The 19,676-nt window shown below is 64.3% G+C and carries 16 protein-coding genes; 4 read left to right on the forward strand and 12 right to left on the reverse strand.

The features are described from left to right. Positions 1 to 23 precede the first annotated feature (23 nt). Complete coding sequence (locus AC07VH_RS03635; RefSeq protein WP_489627149.1) at positions 24 to 146, forward strand: hypothetical protein; 123 nt, start codon at positions 24 to 26, stop codon at positions 144 to 146. Between the two features lie 22 nt (positions 147 to 168). Here AC07VH_RS03635 and AC07VH_RS03640 read toward each other — a convergent pair whose 3' ends face one another. The 8 genes from AC07VH_RS03640 to AC07VH_RS03675 all read right to left on the reverse strand — a co-directional run bounded on the left by AC07VH_RS03640 (position 169) and on the right by AC07VH_RS03675 (position 8,108). Then, positions 169 to 1,227 (reverse strand): ABC transporter substrate-binding protein, encoded by a 1,059-nt coding sequence (locus tag AC07VH_RS03640; RefSeq protein ID WP_494786807.1) that lies wholly within the window; start codon positions 1,225 to 1,227, stop codon positions 169 to 171. Positions 1,228 to 1,275: 48 nt separating this feature from the next. After that, entirely contained in the window at positions 1,276 to 2,349 is a 1,074-nt protein-coding gene (locus tag AC07VH_RS03645) for an ABC transporter substrate-binding protein (protein ID WP_494786808.1), read from the reverse strand. 34 nt (positions 2,350 to 2,383) lie between these two features. Beyond that, complete coding sequence (locus tag AC07VH_RS03650; protein ID WP_475414994.1) at positions 2,384 to 3,265, reverse strand: ABC transporter ATP-binding protein; 882 nt, start codon at positions 3,263 to 3,265, stop codon at positions 2,384 to 2,386. Then, complete coding sequence (locus AC07VH_RS03655) at positions 3,262 to 4,527, reverse strand: MFS transporter (RefSeq protein WP_494786809.1); 1,266 nt, start codon at positions 4,525 to 4,527, stop codon at positions 3,262 to 3,264. Before AC07VH_RS03655 ends, AC07VH_RS03650 begins: the two co-directional genes overlap by 4 nt. Continuing rightward, a complete protein-coding gene (locus tag AC07VH_RS03660; RefSeq protein WP_494786810.1) occupies positions 4,520 to 5,284 on the reverse strand; it encodes an ABC transporter permease in 765 nt (254 codons plus the stop codon). Before AC07VH_RS03660 ends, AC07VH_RS03655 begins: the two co-directional genes overlap by 8 nt. Then, entirely contained in the window at positions 5,281 to 6,123 is an 843-nt protein-coding gene (locus tag AC07VH_RS03665) for an ABC transporter permease (protein WP_494786811.1), read from the reverse strand. The genes AC07VH_RS03660 and AC07VH_RS03665 overlap by 4 nt, the downstream gene beginning before the upstream one ends. A 10-nt stretch (positions 6,124 to 6,133) precedes the next feature. Further along, the gene (locus AC07VH_RS03670; RefSeq protein ID WP_494786812.1) at positions 6,134 to 7,207 is read right to left on the reverse strand and encodes a PhnD/SsuA/transferrin family substrate-binding protein; all 1,074 of its coding nucleotides are present in this window, start codon (positions 7,205 to 7,207) and stop codon (positions 6,134 to 6,136) included. Between the two features lie 148 nt (positions 7,208 to 7,355). Continuing rightward, positions 7,356 to 8,108 (reverse strand): class II aldolase/adducin family protein, encoded by a 753-nt coding sequence (locus tag AC07VH_RS03675; protein WP_494786813.1) that lies wholly within the window; start codon positions 8,106 to 8,108, stop codon positions 7,356 to 7,358. Positions 8,109 to 8,336: 228 nt separating this feature from the next. On the opposite strand from AC07VH_RS03675, the gene AC07VH_RS03680 reads away from it, so the two are divergent. Then, positions 8,337 to 9,389: an ABC transporter substrate-binding protein gene (locus AC07VH_RS03680; protein WP_494786814.1), complete on the forward strand. Its 1,053-nt coding sequence runs from the start codon at positions 8,337 to 8,339 to the stop codon at positions 9,387 to 9,389. A 145-nt stretch (positions 9,390 to 9,534) separates the two neighbouring features. Here AC07VH_RS03680 and AC07VH_RS03685 read toward each other — a convergent pair whose 3' ends face one another. The 3 genes from AC07VH_RS03685 to AC07VH_RS03695 all read right to left on the reverse strand — a co-directional run bounded on the left by AC07VH_RS03685 (position 9,535) and on the right by AC07VH_RS03695 (position 14,397). Next, a complete protein-coding gene (locus tag AC07VH_RS03685; protein WP_494786815.1) occupies positions 9,535 to 11,907 on the reverse strand; it encodes a TonB-dependent receptor in 2,373 nt (790 codons plus the stop codon). Positions 11,908 to 12,131: 224 nt separating this feature from the next. Continuing rightward, positions 12,132 to 13,286 (reverse strand): LLM class flavin-dependent oxidoreductase, encoded by a 1,155-nt coding sequence (locus tag AC07VH_RS03690; RefSeq protein WP_494786816.1) that lies wholly within the window; start codon positions 13,284 to 13,286, stop codon positions 12,132 to 12,134. A gap of 28 nt (positions 13,287 to 13,314) precedes the next feature. Beyond that, entirely contained in the window at positions 13,315 to 14,397 is a 1,083-nt protein-coding gene (locus AC07VH_RS03695; protein WP_475414984.1) for an LLM class flavin-dependent oxidoreductase, read from the reverse strand. A 464-nt stretch (positions 14,398 to 14,861) separates the two neighbouring features. Here AC07VH_RS03695 and AC07VH_RS03700 point away from each other — a divergent pair, with 464 nt between their 5' ends. Then, positions 14,862 to 16,820 (forward strand): ATP-dependent nuclease, encoded by a 1,959-nt coding sequence (locus tag AC07VH_RS03700; RefSeq protein WP_494786817.1) that lies wholly within the window; start codon positions 14,862 to 14,864, stop codon positions 16,818 to 16,820. A 156-nt stretch (positions 16,821 to 16,976) separates the two neighbouring features. Here AC07VH_RS03700 and AC07VH_RS03705 read toward each other — a convergent pair whose 3' ends face one another. Further along, positions 16,977 to 18,170 carry a sigma-54 interaction domain-containing protein gene (locus tag AC07VH_RS03705; RefSeq protein ID WP_494786818.1) on the reverse strand — a complete coding sequence of 398 codons (1,194 nt, stop codon included), beginning with the start codon at positions 18,168 to 18,170 and terminating at the stop codon, positions 16,977 to 16,979. Positions 18,171 to 18,327: 157 nt separating this feature from the next. On the opposite strand from AC07VH_RS03705, the gene AC07VH_RS03710 reads away from it, so the two are divergent. Next, positions 18,328 to 19,665 (forward strand): LLM class flavin-dependent oxidoreductase, encoded by a 1,338-nt coding sequence (locus tag AC07VH_RS03710; protein ID WP_494786819.1) that lies wholly within the window; start codon positions 18,328 to 18,330, stop codon positions 19,663 to 19,665. Positions 19,666 to 19,676 lie beyond the last annotated feature (11 nt).

Genomic DNA, 19,676 nt, shown 5'->3' on the forward strand with positions numbered 1-19,676 from the left:
ATGAAGTGAAAACGGGAAAGACGATGCACAAGAAACTCTGCGCTGCGGCGCTGATGCTGGGCGTGGCCCTGATGCTGCTGCAACTGCGCGCGCATGCGGGCGATGGCGTGGCCAATGTGGCTGGGCGCGTGTGCCTGCCGCACTGAGCCACGCGCCCCACTTCCAGCATCACACCTTGGCCGGTTCCCAGTAATTGGCCAGGCCCAGCTTTTTCAAGCCGGCCGCCACGAAGCGCGGTTCCAGCAACTCTTCCGCCGTCAACGGCTGACGGATCAGCTTTTGTTCCTGCGCAAACGCCAGTACCCGGCGGTAATGGCGGTACACGGCGTCGTCGTACAGGGGCGACCAGCGCTCCTTCCACTGCAGGCCCGGATCGTCGTAGCTGCGCCGCACCACGCTGTCGGGCGTGCCATTGCGCGTGCCATCCTTGATGATCGCCTCGCGGTTGCCATCGAGCGCCGCCCAATGCTGGGCCCGCAGCCAGGCCGTGGCCACCAGTTCGGCGATATCGGGATGGGCTTGCGTAAAGTCGCGCCGCGCCCACAGTTCCGCCCGCATTTTCCTCTCCGGCAAGCCCTTGCTGGACCAGATGATGCGGCCGATGCCCTTGTCTTCCAGCGGATAGCCATTGATCATGAACAAGGCGTCGACGGCGCCCGTGGCCAGCGCGGCCGTGCCCGGTTTGAGGTCCATGTTAATCAAACGAAAATCCGTGGGCGACATGCGCTGGTCGGCGATCAGCTGGCGCAAGCCCAGTTCCCACGGCCGGCCCCGGTGCACGCTGATGCGCTTGCCTTTCAGGTCGGCCAGGGACGTGGCGCTCGAGGCGGTGGGTACCAGCAAGAACTGGTCCGTGCCCCGCCCCGCCGGCACGATCACCTGCGTGCGCACGCCGCCCGCGTTGAGTATGACGGACGGCAGGTCGCCATACGCGGCCATGTCGATGCGCCTGCTGGCGAACGCCTCGTTCATGGTCGCGCCCGTGTCGCCCGTGACGGGCAGCCATTCCAGCCGCACGCCGCGCAGCTTGAGTTCGCGGGCCAGCCAGCCTTCCTGCTGCACGCGGTAAGCGATACCGCCCAGTTCCGCCTTGCCGTTTTCCGCAAAGCCCGTCGAGGCGATGCGCAGGGCCGCCGGCGGCGCCCCCGCCGTTTTCGCCGCAGCCGAGGCCGCCTTTCCCGCCAGGGGCAGCAAGGCCAGCCCGCCCATCACCGTGCGTCGCCGCATCGCATTCTCCTCATCATCGAACATGGCCACCGTTGACGTGCTTCCCGCTCAGGCCGCGCGGCGCGTATGCGCCAGCGCCGCGTCGAAAGGACGGGGATCGATCCACGCGTGCACGTCGACCTTGCTGGGCAGGAAGTTCCAGCGGAACAAAAAGTCGCTGAAATCCTGCAAGCCGGCGATCGACGTTTCCGCCAGATCCGTGTCCAGGCGCAGATGGGCATCCTTGCCGTAGGCCACTTGCACCCAGTGCTCGCTGGCATTCGATTCGCGCGCCAGAAAACGCCGCGTCTCGTCCGCGTGACCGCGTGCCCACGCTTCGGCCCGCAGCACCTGCTGCACCAGGGTCACGGCGGAAGCAAAATGGTGGTCGAGCAGGTGCGCATCGACGCTCAGGGTGCGCGGCGTGCCGTTATTGGCGCGGATCAAGGGTTCCGGATGGCTGCCCGTGTCGATCACCGTGTGCAAGCCGAACTGCTGCGCCAGCTGGGCGGCCGAAGCGCCTTTCAGGAAGATGGCGTCGACCTCGCCCCGTAGCAGCCCCAGCAATTCCGGGCTTTGCCCGCCGCGCCGCGCGCCGCTGAACAGGTTTGTCGCCGCGCCCCGCTCCGGCGGCGCCTCGCTCTGGCCCGCTTGAATGACATAATCGACCAGTTCCACGTCGGCAACTGTCAAGCCTTCCAGGCTCAGCGCGTTTTCCAGCCCGCGCAAGGCTTGCGCGCGCGCAAAATCGATCTGCGCCCTGGCCCACAGGGGCAAGCCGAAGCGCCGGCCCTTCAAGTCGCGCACCGTCTCGATGCCGCTGCCGGGAAGAGTCAGGATCAGCTGCGTCTCGTCCGACCACGACAGGCCGATGACGCGCGTGTCGCGCCCCGCCGCCCTGGCCCACAGGGCGGGAATATTGCCGCCGTGGCGCACGGAATTTTGCAGGGTATGATCGAAATGCGATTCGCGCACGGCTTCCTGGTCCGATTCACGCAAGGAGCGCAAACTGGTGCCGTCGGCGCGCAAGGCTTCTTCCAGCCAGCCCTGCTGCAGGGAAATGCCCAGGCCCGTCGGGACGGGGCAGCGCGTGTACCACAGGGTGTCGAGTGCTTGGTTTGCTGCCTGACTTTCATTGCTCATGCTGTCTCTCCAGGTTGATGGATATCAAAAAAAACTACAGCGCCATCCTGCGCGCCCATTCATTGCCATCCCACAAGATGCTGGGATCCACTTCCTGCGCCACGGGCGCGTGCGCATCGTCGAGGTCGCTGAAATCCGCATGCAAGCCGTCGCGGATGGCGACAAAGCCGGCCGAACCGCGCTGGCGCGGGTGGGCCAGCAGCACGTCCTGCACCCGGCGCACCTTGCCCGGCCGCGCATCGAGCACGACGATGCGGTCAGCCAGGTAGACGGCTTCATCGATGTCATGCGTGACCATCACCATGGTGATGCCCTCGTCCTGCCACAGGCGGCGCAATTCCTGCTGCAAACGCAAGCGGGTCAGCGCGTCGAGCGCACCGAGCGGCTCGTCCAGCAGCAGCACGTCGGGCCGCCCGACCAGGGCGCGGGCAATCGCCGCCCGTTGCGACATGCCGCCCGATAATTGATGCGGATAGGCATCCGCATAGCCGTCGAGGCCCACGCGCGCGATTTCCGCCGCCACGCGGGCGTCGCGCTCGGCCTGCGGCACACGGGTATTGCTGAAGGCCACGGCCACGTTCTGCTGCACCGTCAGCCACGGGAACAGGCGGTGATCCTGGAACACGAGGCCCCGGCGCAAGTCCGTGCCACGGATCGGCACGCCATCGTGCAGAAGCAAGCCCGTGTACTCCGTATCGAGACCCGCCAGCAGGCGCAGCAGGGTGGATTTTCCGCAACCGGACGCGCCCACGATGGCGACGAATTCGCCGGGGGCGATCGTCAGGGAAATATCGTCGAGCACCAGCAGCGGCGCGCCTTTCAGCGCAAACGACTTGCTCACGTGCTGCACTTGCAAGCCGCCGTTCAGGTGCTGCCGCTGCGGCAGCAAGGTCGAGGGGGAAACAAAATCATTCATGGTGCGCTCTCTACGGTGGGGGCGAGGGAAGGAATGGCGGCCGGAGGCGCCCGGCGCAGCCAGCGGATGCCGTGGAAACAGAGCCAGGCGGCCAGCCAGGGAAACAGCCAGATCAGGAATACATTGCGCAAGCCCGTCACGTCGGCCAGGTGGCCGGCCGCCAGCGCGCCAGCCGTGCCGCCCACCATGCCGAACAGGGTCAGATGGGCGGAAACGCGGGCCTTGTCGACGGGTGCGCGGGCGATGTTGTCCGTATTGACGAGGTTATTCACGCCCAGGCCCAGTCCCAGCAGCACGGAGGCAAGCAGGTAGGCGATGCTGGACGGCCACAGGCCCAGTATCAGCAAGGCAGCCATGATGGCCAGGTGGGCGCCGCCATACAGTTGCTCGCGGTAACGGCTGGCCAGCACGAAGCGCCCCAGGAACAGCAGCACCAGCACGCAGCTGAGTCCCTGCACGGCCATCAGCCAGACGGAGTGGTGCGCAGGCCAGTGCAGCACGCGGATGGCCAGCAGGATGGAAAACACGCCCACGCTGGACGCCGTGAAGCTGGCAAGGATTTCGAACAGGTAAGTCACGCGCACGATAGGCAGGCGCAGCAGTTCGCGCAGGCTGGCCGCGCCGGGCAGCGCCCCCTGTCCCGCCTGCTTGCGCGGTGCCGTATTGTCAGGCAACACTTGCCAGCCCAGCACGGCCAAAATGGCAAACATCAGGGCGGAAATCAGGAAGCCCGCCTTCAAGCCCAGCTGCGCGATCAGGTAATTGCCGCACAAAGGCCCGAGGAACTGCATGCCGAGGATCAATGTTCCCTTGTACCAGCCCGCCTTGCCCTGCCCCAGTTCCGGCAGGCGCACGAGAAACACCGTGCTCATGGCCACGATGCGCAGCGAGATGCACAGTCCCACGAGAAACATCAGCAGGGCCACCCATTGCCAGCCGGGCAGCCACGGCAGCACGCAAAAGGCCAGCGCCAGGCTCAGGCTCACTCCTGCGTACAGGTGCTTTGGGTTGCCGCGCGAAAGAATATAGCCGGCGGGAATGGTGCCCAGCGCCATGGCCAGGGTTTCCGCGCTGCTGATCGCGGCCAGCTGGAAATTACTCACGTGCAAATGCAAGCCCAGCAAGGTGGCCAGCACCTTGTTCATGCCGATGGTCACGCCCGACAGCAGGGTCAAGCCGATAAAGCGCAGCAAGAAGGCGCGCAACTCCCCTTCGCGGGCGCTGGCGGCCGCGTCTGGCTGGAATGGCAGGGATTCACTCACTGCTGCGCCCCTTCACCAGCAGGCGCGCGAGCCGCGCAAACGCCACGTTCATCGCCTGCGCCAGCAAGGCGATCACGAGCACGGCCAGCAGGACGACGTCCATGCGCCCCGACACTTCGCCGTTGAGCAGCAAGGAACCCATGCCGGGACCGGCCGCAAACAGCAGTTCGCCGCCCAGGCACGCCAGCCAGGCGAACGCCAGCGCATGCGTGACACCGGTGACGATGGCCGGCATGGCGCCTGGCAACAGAATCTGACGCAAGGTCTGCCAGCGCGTCAGGGTCAGCACCTGTCCCACCTCGCGCAAGCGCCCCTCCACCTGGCGCATGCCCGCATACGTGTTGAGCACGGTAGGATAAAAGGCGGCGATGGCGATCACCAGCAGCTTGGCGCCGTCGCCATTGCCCACCCACAAGCCCAGCAGTGGAATCAGGCCCAACAGGGGGACCTGACGGATGCTGTGGAACAGCGGGCCGATGAGGCGGTCCGCCAGCGGCGACTGCGCCATCAGCGCGCCCGTGACGATGCCGGCGCTGCCGCCCAGCAACAGTCCGGCCAGCGTGCGTCCCAGGCTGGCGCGCAGATGCACCCACAGCTCGCCCGTCAAGACCAGGTCGCGCAGGCTGTGCGCCAGATCGCCCAGCGAGACGAAGATGTAGGCGGCGGCCGCCCCCTGGCCCGATGCCCATTGCCAGGCGCCCAGCAAGGCCAGCGGCAGCAGCGCGCCCTTGATCACCAACACTACACGCTGCCTCATGCGGACTCCCCATTACGCTTCCAGCGCATCAATCTTGCCTCCAGTGCATGGCAGGCCCGGTCCAGGCCAAAGCCGATCACGCCCGTCAGCACCACGCCCACCATCACCACGTCGAGGCGGAACATTTGCCGGCCCATTTCCATCATCTGGCCCAGGCCGCTGTCGGCAGCCAGCAATTCCGCACCCACCAGCACCATCCACGAGCGCGACAGGGCGATGCGCATGCCCGTCAGCGCGGCCGGCACGATGGCGGGCAGGACGATCAGGCGGATGCGCTGCCAGCGCGAAAAGCAATACACTTGCGCTACCTCAAAATAGCGCTGCGACAGGTTGCGGATGGCGTCATGCACGGCCAGCGCCACGATGAAGAAGCTGGCCTTGGCCACGATAAACACCTTGAAACTCTCGCCTATGCCGAACAGCAAGATAAACAAAGGGATCAGGGCCACGGTCGGCAACTGGCGCAAGACATTGAACGTGGGATCGACATAGCTGCGCAAGCCAGGCGACAAACCCAGCACGACGCCGAAGGCCAGGCCCGCGCTGGCGCCCAGGCCGAAACCGGCCAGCAGGCGGAACAGGCTGATGCCCAGGTGCTGGCCCAATTCTCCGCTTTCGGCCAGGTCCGCCGCCGTCAGCAATACTTGCCAGGGCGACATCAAGATGTGCGCAGGCATCCATTCGAAGGTGGTGGCGGCCGTCCACAGCAGCAGCAAGGCGAGCGGCGAGGCCCACACGGACCAGCGCGAGCACTCAAAGCGCTGCAGCCACGGGCCATGCGCGGCACGCGCCGGCGCGGGAGCACGCGGCAAGGCGATGGCGTTGACGAGAGTATTCATGCACGCTCCGTCATGGCGACCAGTAGGTTTGCAACTTCAGCTGCGTCAGCGCCTGGTTGACGAACTGGGGCGCGAACAGGCTGTCGACTTGCAGCGGACGCCCGATCAGCCCCGCGCTCTTCGCATACGCCGCCTCGCCCACGTAATGCTGGCGCAGGCTGGCCGTAAACAGGGGCGACCAGCGCGCCTGCCACGGCGTATGGTCGCCCGCCAGCTCGCGCCGCACCACGCTTTCCACCTGGCCCGCGGACGCCTCCGTGCGCACGTACTCGTCTTCGCCACCGGCGCCGGCGGCCCGGTGGTGCTCGCGCACATACGCCGTCACCACCAGCTGGGCCAGTTGCGGCCAGCGTTGCAGGAAGCCGCTGTCGGCCCACAGTTCGGCGCGCATCTTCCAGTCCTGCGGCGGCGCCTTGCTGGACCAGATGATCTTGCCCACCTTTTTATCTTCCAGCAGGAAAGCATCGCTGAGGGTGAAGAAGGCATCCGCGCCGCCCGTCGCCACGGCCGCCGCGCCCGCCTGCGGGTTCAGGTTGAGGATCTTGACGTCGCGCAAGGTCATGCCATTCGCTTCGAGCAGGCGCGCGAACGGGTATTCCCATGGCCGCCCCCGGTGCAGGGCGATCTTCTTGCCCTTCAGCTCCTTGATCGACTTCGCCGTGGAGCCGTTCGGCACCACCAGGTAGGTGTTGCTGAAGCTGCCGCCAGGCAAAATCAGCCGCGTCTGCAAGCCCGAGGCATTGGCGATGATCGATGGCAGGTCGCCATACTGGGCCAGGTCGATCGAGTGGTTGGCAAACGCCTCGTTGACTTGCGTCGCCACGGAATTGGTGGTGACGGGCACCCATTCCAGCTTCACGCCCAGCTTGCCCAGTTCGGCCGCCAGCCAGCCTTGCGCGGCCACCTGGGCGGCCGAACCGGCAAACACGGTCTTGCCGGACGGCGCCGTGCGGGCCACGACGGCGATGCGCACGGCGGCCGGCAGCGGATCGGCGGCCGCCGCGATGGCTGGCGCCAGCAGGCTGGCCGCCACGGCGGCAGCGAATACTTTGCGCCAGCGCAAACGTAAGAATTTCAATGACATCTGGGGCCTGTTCTTAATTAAATATTTTTTACACAACGACACCTGACAAAACCGTCGCGAGCGGCAGCGATTTGTGGCCGAGAAGCGCAGCTGTGCACATGCACAGCGAGCATCACAGGCCGCAAGGCGCGACGCGCAGCAGGTTTGGTCAGGTGTTGACCAGGTCGGTGGCAGGCAGGAGCGACAGCGCGCGCGCCGTGTCGATCAGCTTGCTCATCTTCCATTGCTGCAGCAGTACGCCCGGGCCGAAGTCGCGCGAACCGCCGATCGCTTCGGCCGCGATCTGGATTTTTGCGCCCTCTTCCAGCAGCAGGATGAATTCGGCCAGCTTCAGCAAGCCCTGCTTGCCCCACACGGTGGCGCCGCCATTCGCTTCCAGGATGGCCGTGGCATGCGTATTGCGGGCGATTTCGCCGAGGATGAAATCGACTTCCGGCTGGCGGCGGTCGATATAGATGGGGATTTCGCGGATCAGCTGGAAGCGCTGCACGGGCACGTAGCGGATCGGCAGGGTACGGTGCGTCTGCGCCCACGCGCCCAAGGACGGCGAATGCACGTGCGAGATCGACGTGACCTCGGGCCGCTCGCGGAACAGCTTTAAATAGCGTGCGCCGCCGTTGTTGGCGTCGCCGAGCAGCACCGTGCCGTCCAGCGCCAGCACGGCCGCCTTCAGGGGCTGGCCGCGGCGGAACGGGCCGGGATCGTTGACCACCACCACCTTGTCGCCAGCGGGCGTGCGCTCGACAAAGCCCACCGTGCCGTTGGCCGTCAGGCTGCCCGTCTCGCGCAAGCCGTCGAAGGCGGTCTGCGCATCGCGACGCACCTGCTCCACGAAGGCCAGTTCGGCCGCCGTCAACTCCTGGGTTTGTACTTGCTCTGGTGCTTGTGCCACGTCCGTCATGTCATGCTCCATTCGGTAAAGAGGTTGAGACCGGGTTTCGTCTACCGTCTACTTTCGCAAGACGCGTGCCAGCGCCGGGGCCGCACAACTGGCGGAGCGCTGCTGCCTGCGCAACAGCGGCTGCTGGCGCCGCAGCAGCGTTGTGCACAGCGGCTGTCGGCAAGTCAGCAAGCGGCGCGGGCACGTTTCCTGCACGCTTCCAGGCTCCACCCACCACGAAAGAATCCCATGACTACCGCAACCGCCCCCGCCGTCGATACCGTCTGGTTCACCCGCTGCCCCGTGCCCACGGCCACGGGCCTGGCCTACAAGCTTGGCTGGCTGGACGAGGAATTCGCCCGCGACGGCATCGCCTTGAAGACGCTGCAGGAAGTGGGCGGCGAGCTGGCGCGCCACCACTACGACCATGGCTTGTCCACGCTCGTGCGCGAAGGCGGCAACCTGCTGGCCCTGCCCGCGCGCGCGCAAGGGGCGCCCACGCGCCTGATCGGCCTGACCTGGATCGACGAATGGCAAGCCATCCTCGTGCGCCCCGGTTCCGGCATCGCCACGCCCGCGCAGCTGCAAGGCAAGCGCCTGGCGCTGCCCGTGTTCCGCGCCGAGGACTTGCGCGAGAACCGGCGCGGGCGCAGCATCGCGCGCGGCATGAGCCTGGCCGGCTACAAGGGCGTGCTGGCGTCGGCCGGCCTCACGCTCGACGATGTGCAACTGGTGGAAGTGGGGGGCGACGCCCAGGCATCGGCCAATCTGGGCGCGGGCCTGTGGCAAGGCATAGGCCCGCTCTTGCGCGGCGAAGTCGACGCCGTCTACGTGAAAGGCGCGGCGGCGGCCGAGGCGGCGCGTGCGGCGGGGCTGGAAGTGGGCATCGACATCGACGCCCTGCCCGACCGGCGCTTCCGCGTCAACAACGGCACGCCGCGCCCGATCACCGTGCATGCATCCATGCTGGAACAGCATTTCGAGCTGGTCGTGCGCTTTTTGACGCAGACCTTGCGCGCCGCGCACTGGGCGCGCAGCCACAAAGAAGATGTGCTGGCCATCCTGCAGGGCGAGACGCGGGCCGGCGCCGACGCCGTGGCCGAAGCCTACCGCGACGGTTTTCACCTGACGCTGGCGCCCGACCTGTCCGACGACAAGGTGGCGCTGTTCCGCCAGCAGAAGGATTTTCAATTGCAGCACGGTTTTCTCGACCGCGACGTCGATATCGACAGCTGGATCGACCGCCGGCCATTGGAAGAGGCGCAGCGGCGGCTGGAGGCGCTGCTGCGGGTGGCGGCTTGATGGTGGTGGCGTAGTGGTGTTGTCGGCTTACGCTGCGCTAAGCCGACCTACCGCTGCATAAGCCGACAACTCCAGCCTAAGCCGACCTACGGGAAAACACAAAGGCCGGCGCATTCGCCGGCCTTTTTACCTCAGGCAGTCACGCTCAGAACTGGATCGTGTACGACGCGCCCACCGTGCGGCCCTGGCCGATGATCACCGTGTCGCCGTTGACGGCGCCGGGCACGAAGCTGGTAAGCGTGTGGTTGCGGTAGACCTTGTCGGCCAGGTTGTTCGCATACGCCGTGATGCGCTGCTTGCCGCCCGGGAGCACGTACGACAGGCGGGCGTTGGCCAGCGCGAAGCCGCCCTGGTTCAGCAGGTCGCGCGCGGCATTTTGCGGGTCGACATAGTAGTACTGCTTCGACGTGTAGCGCACGTCGCCGCTGAAGACCAGCTGCGCGCCATTGCCCAGCGGGTAGCGGTAGTCGGCCGCCAGCAGGGCCGTCACGTGGGGCGAGCGCACGAATTCGTTGCCGGAGCGGTCGCCGCCATTGTTCTGGATGGCGAAATCGTCGAATTCCGTGCGCAGCAGGCCCAGGTTGGCGTTGACGTGCAGATTGTCCGTCGGCTGCGCCTCGATCTCGAATTCCGCACCGTTGACGTGGGCCTTGCGCACGTTCTGCAGGTAATTGACGCTTTGCGTGGGGTCGCCGTTGTACACGCCCGTGATATTCACCTGCACGTTCTTGTAATCATAGTGAAAAACGTTGGCGTTGAAGTTCAGGCGCCCGTCCAGCCATTCCGACTTGATGCCCGCCTCGAACGAGTTCAGGGTTTCCGGCTTGACCGTGTTCAATGCCCGCACGTCCGTGGCGCTGGTGTTGTAGCCGCCCGACTTGATGCCGTGCGCGTATTTCAGGTAGCCGCGCAGGGTACGGCTGAAGCGGTATTCGGGCGTCACGTCATACGTCAGCGCGTTCCACGTGGTCGATGGATTCGACGTGAAATTGTTGTTGGCCACCGAAGCGGCCGTGTAATTGCCGCCCTGGACCGTGTTCCACCAGTTCGCCGCGTCGCCGAACGTCACCGTGTTCGATGCGGCCTGCACGCGCCGCAAATCGAGGTCCTTGGTTTCCGTGGTCCAGCGCAGGCCGAACGTGGACAGCAGCTGCTCGCTGAAGTTGACGGTCGTGCTGCCGAAGATGGCCGCGCTGCGCGCCTTGTGCTGGTAAATGGTGCGGTTGTAGCCGACGGGCTGGGTGCTGCCCGCCAGCGCCGGCACCGTGCCGTTGGGCAGGCGCGCGCCGGCCGAATCGGCATCGATCTTTTCATTGAAGTAGAACAGGCCCGCCACCCAGCTCACGGTGCCGTTCTGCGGCGACGTCAGGCGCAGCTCCTGCGACACTTGCCGGCTGCTGGCCTTGGAACGGCTGCGGCCCACTTCCAGCGGCGTATTGTCGCTGTCGCCCGTGGCTTCGTTCCTGAAATTTTCATAGCCCGTGATGGAGGTGAGGGTCAGCTCGCCCAGCGCATATTCGAGGTTCAGCTGGGCGCCGCCCTGTTTCACGTCGCTGTCGGCCGGCGCATTCGTGCTCACGTCGTCGGGATTGGTGCTGGGGATGTAGCCGTTGCGGTACACGCCATTGGCGCCGTAGCTGGCCACGGTGGTGGTGGCGCCCTTGGTCGTGTAATCGCGGTAATGCAGGTTCAGGTTCGCCGTCAGGTCGCGCCCGATCAGGGCCTTGAGCTGGCCGCGGATGGCGCTGTCCTTGAGCTTTCCATCGCGTTCGCCCGTAAACTGGTTGTGGAAGCGGCCCTTGTCCTGCTGCTCCGTATGGAAGGACAGCCGCCCCGCCAGCACCTCGTCGACCAGCGCGCCGCCGATGGCGCCTTCGGCCACGGTGGTGTCGTAGCTGCCGTAGTCGAGCTTGGCGTAGCCGCTGGATTTGAACGAGGGTTTGCGCGAGATCACGTTGATGGCGCCGCCCGTCGTGTTCTTGCCCCATAGGGTGCCTTGCGGGCCGCGCAGCACTTCCACCCGGTCCAGGTCGAACAGGGGAAAGCCCGTGGCGCTGGAATTGCTGATGTAGACGTCATCGAGGTAGAAGCCGACGGGATTCGGAAAGTCCACCTGCTGCTGGCCCGCACCCACGCCGCGTATCCACCAGCGCGGGCGGCCGTGCTGCTGCGTGCCGGCCGAAGCGTTCGGCACGTAATTGAGGACTTCGCTGGCCGAGCGGCCGATACCCGTGTCGAGCAGCTCCTTGCCGCCTAACACCGTAATCGCGCTGGGCACCTTCTGTGCCGATTCCTCGCGCTTTTGCGCCGTCACCGTCACCGATTGCAGCGAGGCGCCCTCGCCAGCGCCATTCGCGTCGGCCGCGGCAATGACATCGGCGCCAGGCGTTTCCGCATGGGCCAGACCTGGGGCGAGCATCAGGCCGCCGATGGCGAAGGCCGAGCGCAGCGCGCGGCGCACTGGCGTCAGGTGGAAAAGAAATGGGGAAGAGTCGGCGGGAGCAGTCGAACGGCGCATGGGTGATTATCCTTGAGTAAAGTCAAAACGCGAGATGGTGATGACCAGTATTGCAAGGCGCATGCCCGCTGCCGCAGCGCAACAAAACAGAACTTAAGTGTTTGATTTCAAAGGAAGACTATCGTCATGATAGCGCTGTTGATTTGGCAGCAGCGCCGGTGCCGCGTGCTGCCTGCGCGACAGCAGGCGGTGGCGCTGCTGTCGCGGCAACAGGTGAGAGACGCTTAAGCGGCGCGCAGCAAGGCGGCCGTGTGGCCGCGCACGAGGGGCAGCACTTCCTCGCCCACGCGGTACGCTTCTTCCAGGTGCGGCGTGCTGGCCAGGATGAAGGCGTCGGCGCCCAGCTGCACCAGTTCATCGAGGCGTTCGGCCACCTGCTGGTAGCTGCCGACGATGCCCTGCGTCTGCCCGCCGCGCAGCAGGTTGAAGCCGGACCAGATATTCGGCGCCGTGATCAAGTCCTTGTAGCTGTTCAAGGTGGCCGGGCGGTTGCCGCGCTGGCGCGCCGCGCCCACGGAATCGCCGCCATCGGCACCGAGGAACTGGCGCAGGGTAGCGGCATCGACGGCCTCAAAACCCTTGCGCACCTCGTCCCACGCCTCTTCCTCCGTGGCACGGGCGACGATGTCGACGCGCACGGCGCACTTGATCTTGCGCCCAAGCAGCGCCGTCTTTTCATGCACGCGGGCGAATTTTTCGCGCAGCTGCTCGAACGGTTCCAGCCACGTCAGGTAGTAATCGGCGTGCTTCGAGGCGGAACCGAGGGCCGCGTCGGACGAGCCGGAAAAGTAAATCTCGGGGAAGTCCTGCTCCGACAGGGGCGTGGCCAGGCCCGCGTCTTCCACCTGGTAGAACTTGCCCTGGTAGGAAAACGGCCCGCCGCGCCACACGCCGCGCACCACGTCGAGAAATTCCGTCGTGCGCGTGTAGCGGTCGTCGTGGCCGGCCGCATCGCCCCACCACAGCTGCGCCGGACCGCCGCCGCCCGTGATCACGTTGTACAGGGCGCGCCCGCCCGTGGCCCGCTGCAGGCTGGCCGTCATGCGCGCGGCCACCACGGGGTTCAGAAAGCCGGGCTGGAACGGGATCATGAAGCGGAAGGTGCGCGTTTCGCGCGTCAGCAGCGCGGAAATGGCCCATGGTTCATCCGTCATGGGAAACGACGGGATCAGGCCGCCCTGGAAGCCCGATAGTTCGGCCGCTCGGGCGATCTCCGCCAGGTAGTCGATATACGTAAAACCGTCGGCGCCGCCGCCACCGAGACTGGCCTGGCGCAGGTTGTCATTGCCGGGGAACCAGTCGCCGCGAAACGGCGTGCGGGCGCGGTGCGAACTCGGTTCGCCATGCGTGGGGATGCGCCAGAAAAAATCGATTGCCATCAGGGGTACTCCTTCAAATAATGTGGATTCAAGCCGCTTGCAGCGCGGATGCCGTCAACGATGCCCGCAAGGCTGGCAATACGTGTTCGCCGATGCGGTAGGCTTCCTCGAAATGGGGGATGGCCGCCAGCACGAAGCTCGACACGCCCGCCTGCGCGTACGCTTGCAGCGCGGCGCTGACCTGCGCATAACTGCCCACCAGGGCCCCGTGGGCGCCCGTTTGCGCTTGCGCAAAGCCGGGCCAGAAGGCGGCGGCACGGTCATCGAAGGGCGCATCGTCAGGTAGCCCGGCGCCGCTGCGGTAACGGCGCGCGTCGCGCAAGGCTTCGTCGAACGTTTCACGGGCCAGCACGTCGATGCGCAAACCCGCCGCCACGGCACGGCCCAGCTGGCGCGCCTGCGTCTGCAGGCTGCCGATGGAAGGCTGCAAGTCCGCCACGGGCGCCGCATCGAAGACGTGCACGTCGGCCTGGCGCGCCGACAGGGCCAGCGCCTCGGGGCTGTCGCCCGTCAGGTAGATGCCATTGACGGGGTGGTTCGCCAGCGGGCCCTTGAAGCCGCCATCCTGCACTTCGAAGAACCTGCCCTTGAAGCTGAACGGCGACGTACTTTGCACGCCGCGCGCCACCGTGATGAATTCATCGATGCGGGGCAGAATATCGGCGTCGGGCGCCGCATCGCCCTGGCGCCGGCGCGCGGCCGCATCGCCGCCGTGCCCGATCTGCCAGGCGAAGCGCCCGCCCGTGAAGCGCTGGAAGCTGACGGCGTTCTTTGCCGCGTACACGGCCGAACCCCAGGCCGCGTCGAATTCGGCGATCAGCTTCAGGTGGCGCGTGCTGCGGGCCAGGTAGCCGGCGACGATCCAGCTTTCATCGCCCTGCGTATCGTGGCGTATCTGGATGCCGTCGAAGCCGGAAAGGTCGGCCGCGCGGGCGATCTGGTGCAGGTAGTCGAAGTAATTGAAGGGCGGACGCGCGCCGCGCGGGTCGCTCACGCCCGCCTGCAGGGGACTGGGCACGCCAGCGGCCCGTTCGCCCCGGCGCGTGATGCCGGGCGCCGCATAACGGCCGTCGCCGCTGGTGGGCAATTGCCAGATGAATTCGATGGTCATGCATGGACTCCTGTCGTGGGTCGAAGAAAACACCGCTGCACATTGGCGCAGCGGCCTGCCCTTCCCTCCTCGCAGAAAACATGCCAGGCGCCGGAGAGCCAGCGACGCCCGAAGCTGCTGCTTGCGCAGCAATCGGCTGCGCCCACGGCAGCAATGTGCTGCGCGCGCAGCAGCCATGAAAAAAGCCGGCGCCGCATTGCTGCGGGTCCTGTAGATGTCAACGGTGATAATGAGTTTCTCCTCTGCATTACATCCACGTCCGACTGAAAAATAATCGGCTGAGTAGATCTGAGCGAGTCCAACTAAGCTTACGGCTGCAGGGCAAGCCATTTAAATGCGATCATTTCATTTGGCTGCAACTGGCTAAGGTGCCGTATCGATTCGTCAATCAATATGTCGCAATTACTAATTGCTGTGAAAAAAGCAGCTATAATCCTCAGCAATATCCCTACCTCTCGGAATATATGAAACTGATCAAAGTTCGCGTGAGAAACTTCCGCTCTATTGACGACAGCGAGGAGTTCGAAGTAGGAGACTTGACCTGCTTAGTTGGAAAGAACGAAGCGGGAAAAACGGCGGTCTTAAGAGCTCTACACGGCCTTAGTCCAATTGACAGTTTTGCTTACGACAAGACGCGTGACTACCCGCGCCGCCACTTGAGTAAGTTCGACGATCGACATCCCCATGGCCAATCGGAGGTTGCAATCACCTTGTGGGAACTCGACGACTCAGATGTGGACGAAATTGATGCTGTGTTAGGCCCAGATGCGCTTACGAGCCGCTTGGTGACTATCACGAGCTATATTGGTACGAACCACACCAACTGGAATGTCCAGGTAAACGAAAAAATAGCCTTACGAAATCTTGAAGAACTTAGTAATCTTACCGAGTTTGAGAAAGCGCCCTTACAAAGTCTAGTGTCGACTCAGTCAGCATTAAAGATGCTTCAAGAGTTGACGGAAAAAACTCCAAGTCAGATATCTTTAGAACAAACGATAGCGTCATTCCAAAATGGATCGGCCAGATCCAAGGTAATTAACATTCTGTCGCCGCGCAAACCGAAGTTTTTTTACACTTCGCATTTCGATCGCATGTCCGGCGAAATCTCGATCAATCAGCTAAATGAAGACCGTCAAAATAATCGAGTTAGCGAGGGAGACAGAATTTTCTTGGACTTCCTTGAGTATGCGGGAACTACGATCGAAGAATTACGCGATGCAACCAAGTTCGAGGAGCTTGTAGCCCAGTGCGAAGGCGCGTCAAATGACATCACCGATGAGATCTTCGAGTTTTGGAGCCAAAATGAGGCATTGTCGGTAAAGATCGAACTTAATGATGGCCGCTCAGCAGATCCTGCCCCCTTCAATTCGGGACGTGTCGCAAAAATTCGCATCGAGAATAAGAACCATCGCGTCTCTGTGCCACTGTCCGAACGCAGTGCTGGATTTGTCTGGTTTTTTTCGTTCTTGGCGCAGTTCAAACAACTCAAGAAGACTACAGGAAACGCAATCATTCTCCTTGACGAGCCCGGTCTAACATTGCACGGCAAGGCACAGTCCGATCTGCTTCGCTATATCGAAAGTCGGATACTTCCAGCTCATCAGGTTATCTACTCGACCCACTCCCCGTTCATGGTTCCAGCTTTGCGCTTGGCAGATGTCCGGGTAGTCGAAGACGTCGTAGATTACAAAGATCCCCGTAGGCCGATTGTCAAAGGCACAAAAGTCTCAGCAGACGTGCTTTCAGTGGACAAAGATACATTGTTCCCACTTCAGGCCCACCTGGGTTATGAAATCACACAGGCACTTTTCATTGGTAAACATTGTCTGTTGGTGGAAGGGCCATCTGACGTCGTGTTTCTCCAGGCGATGTCACAGGCATTGCGATCTCGCGGTCGCATCCATCTCGACGAACGCTGGACAATATGTCCGACTGGCGGTTTAGATAAGGTTACCTCGTTCGCTTCGCTATTCACAGGGAATAAGCTCGACATTGCGGTTCTATGCGACTTAGGTGCAGGGGACAAAAACAAGGTGGAACGTTTACGCCAAAGTCAGATCCTGAAATCGGGACGGGTGTTTACGGCCGCAGACTTTACAGGTCAGACCGAGGGCGATGTGGAGGACTTATTCGATCCAAACCTATATTGCGCTCTAGTAAGCAAGGCTTTAAATTTGAGCAAAAAACAAACACTAACACCGGAAAGCGTCGCCAAGGCGCTATCAAGTACCGTACGTATTGTGAAACAAGTGGAAGCGGCTTGTAAACTGCTACCGGCGAGTGTGCCGGAATTCGGCCATTACGTGCCGGCAGAGTGGTTGATGCGAAATCCCGCAGAACTCGATGGCGATGGACCGGAAGTGATGGCATCTCTTACACGTTTTGAGGCCGTGTTTAAAGTAATTAATCAACTGCTGGCATGACGTTCCACCGCGAAAGAGCTTAACAATACACTTGGAGGCAGCGACCGGCCAATACGTGAAGTCCAAGACGACTTGAAGTTGCACGCGCTTATCGATGAGGAGTCCACTAACCGAGTTCTTTATAAGAGCCGGCGGATTCCAGAAGAGCAGAGCTGCCTAGTCGATGGCGCCCGCCTTTTTCAGGAAGGTGCGCAGGATATTGCGGCTCAGGTTCAGGTGTTTCGCCGTGCGCACCTGGTTGCGCTCATTGCGCTCCCACGCGGCGCGCACCAGTTCCTGCTGCATCGCTTCGAATTCCACGGCCTCGCCCGAGTCGAGCAAGGCTTGCCAGGCGCGGGCAAAGCGCTCGGCGGCCAGCAAATCGTCCTGGCCCGCTGCGCCGTGGGCCGCGTAGGCGATGTCGGCGCCGCCGGCCCACGCGTCCGGCACGGGCACAGGGGCGGACGCGGGCGCCGGAGCGCGGTGCCAGCCAGACAAACTCAGGTCCTCGGCGCGCACCACGCCGCTACGGCAGACGAGCAGCGCGCGGTGGATGACGTTTTCCAGTTCGCGGATATTGCCCGGCCATGGATAGGCCAGCAAGGCCTCTTGCGCGTCCAGGCCCAGTTCCACCTCGCCCAGGTGCAGGCGCTGCGCATAGATGGCCATGAAGTGGCGCGTCAGCGGCATGATGTCGCCCGGGCGCTCACGCAGGGGGCGCAGCGGCAGGCCGATCACCTGCAGCCGGTAATACAGGTCTTCGCGGAAGCGCCCGGCCCGCACGGCTTCGGCCAGGTCCACGTTGGTGGCGGCGATCAGGCGCACGTCGATGGGGATGGCGCGCCGCGCGCCCAGGCGCACCACTTCGCGCTCCTGCAGCACGCGCAGCAGCTTGACCTGCATCGCCAGCGGCAAATCGCCGATCTCGTCGAGGAACAGGGTGCCGCCGCTGGCCGTCTCGAACCAGCCAGGCTTGCCCTGCTGCGCGCCCGTAAATGCGCCTTTTTCATAGCCAAACAGTTCGCTCTCGACCAGGGTTTCGGAAAACGCGCCGCAGTTGATCGCCACGAAAGTCTGCTCGGCGCGCCCGCTCAAGCCGTGCACGTGGCGCGCAATCAGCTCTTTTCCCGTCCCCGTTTCGCCCGTGATCAGCACCGTCGCCTCGCTGGGGGCGATGCGCTCGATCAGCTCGTGCAACTGGCGCGAACGGGGATCGGCAAAAACAAAGGCCGTGGCGCGCACCAGCAAGCTCATTTGCTGCGGGTCGCGGAAGGCGACCAGCGCCTCGCTGTCGCCGTCAGCGCCCGCGCCGCGGGCAAGGTGGGCGCTGCGCGCGAAATCGCTGCTGAAATTGTGGGCTAAGAGTTCCATGGGCCGACTATACCGCGCGCCATCTGCAGGCGTGAACGAATGGTGCCGCGCTAGCTTATCCGGATTTTGCATATGCGGGCGCTGGCCCCTTGCTGGCCCGAAGCTTGCATCAGCATTGACGCAGATCATGTCGCCAACCCGCCACGGAGCTTCCCCCATGCCAGCACGCCAGCTCGTCCTGAACGTCTTTTTGCAGCGCCACGGCCACCATCCGGCCGCCTGGCGCCATCCATCCGCCAGCGCCAGCGGACGGCCCGACCTGGCCTGGTGGCTGCGCGCCGCCAGGCTGGCCGAGGCGGCCAGGTTCGACAGCTTTTTCATCGCCGACTTCATCGGCCGCTCGGGCGACGTCATGCCCGACACGGGCCGCGCCGCCATCGGCCTGCCGTTCGAACCCTTCACGCTGCTGTCGGCGATTGCCGCCGTCACCAGCCACATCGGCCTGATCGCCACCGTCAACACGAATTACGAGCACCCGTATCACGTGGCGCGCAAATTCAGTTCGCTCGACCACCTGAGCGGCGGGCGCGCCGGCTGGAACGTCGTTTCCTCGTTCGCCGAGCATACGGCGCGCAATTTCGGCATCGATGCGCCGCGCAGCCACGCGCAGCGCTATGCGCGCGCCGATGAATTCGTCGCCCTGTCCAAGGCCCTGTGGGACAGCTGGGACGACGACGCCTTCGACCGGCCAGACCGCGCCAGCGGCCGGTTCTACCAGCCGGCAGCCGGCCATGCGCTCGATTTCCAGGGCGAGTATTTCGCCTCGCAAGGCTTGCTGGACTTGCCCCGCCCCGTGCAGGGCCACCCCGTGCTGGTCCAGGCGGGCAATTCCGAGACGGGCCGCGAATTTGCCGCGCGGCTGGCCGAGATGGTGTACTGCTCCGCCACCTCGCTGCCAGTGGCGCAGGCGTATTACGCGGACGTGAAAGGGCGCATGGCGAAATATGGCCGCGCCGAAGATCAATTGAAAGTCACGCCGGGCCTGTCCGTCGTGGTGGCGGAGTCGGATCAGCAGGCGCAGGACCAGTTCGGCGAGCTGCAGGACCTGGTCGACTTCAGCAACCTGGAATTTGGCGGCTTCGACTTGTCCGGCTATCTGCTCGACGGCCCCCTGCCCGACCTGCCCTACGAGGCGGGCGACAATGGCAAGGGGCGTTTTCAACAGCAGCTGGAGCTGGCCCGCCGCGAGCACCTGACCTTGCGCCAGCTGGTGCTGCGCTTTCGCGTGGCGCGCGGCCACCTGCAAGCGATCGGCTCCGTCAAGACGGTGGCCGACGTGATGGAGCAGTGGTTCGTGGAACGGGGCGCGGACGGCTTCAACGTCGTGCCGCCCCTGCTGCCGCAAGGCTTCGAGGACTTTACGCGGCTGGTGGTGCCGGAACTGCAGCGGCGCGGCCTGTTCCGCACCGAGTATGCGGCCAGCACCCTGCGCGGCCACCTGGGACTGGCGCGGCCCGCCAACCCGCATATGCTGGGGCGGGCGCGGGCCGCCTGACCAAGGCTAGA

The sequence above is a fragment of the Janthinobacterium sp. GW821-FHT03C10 genome, from assembly GCF_059420865.1.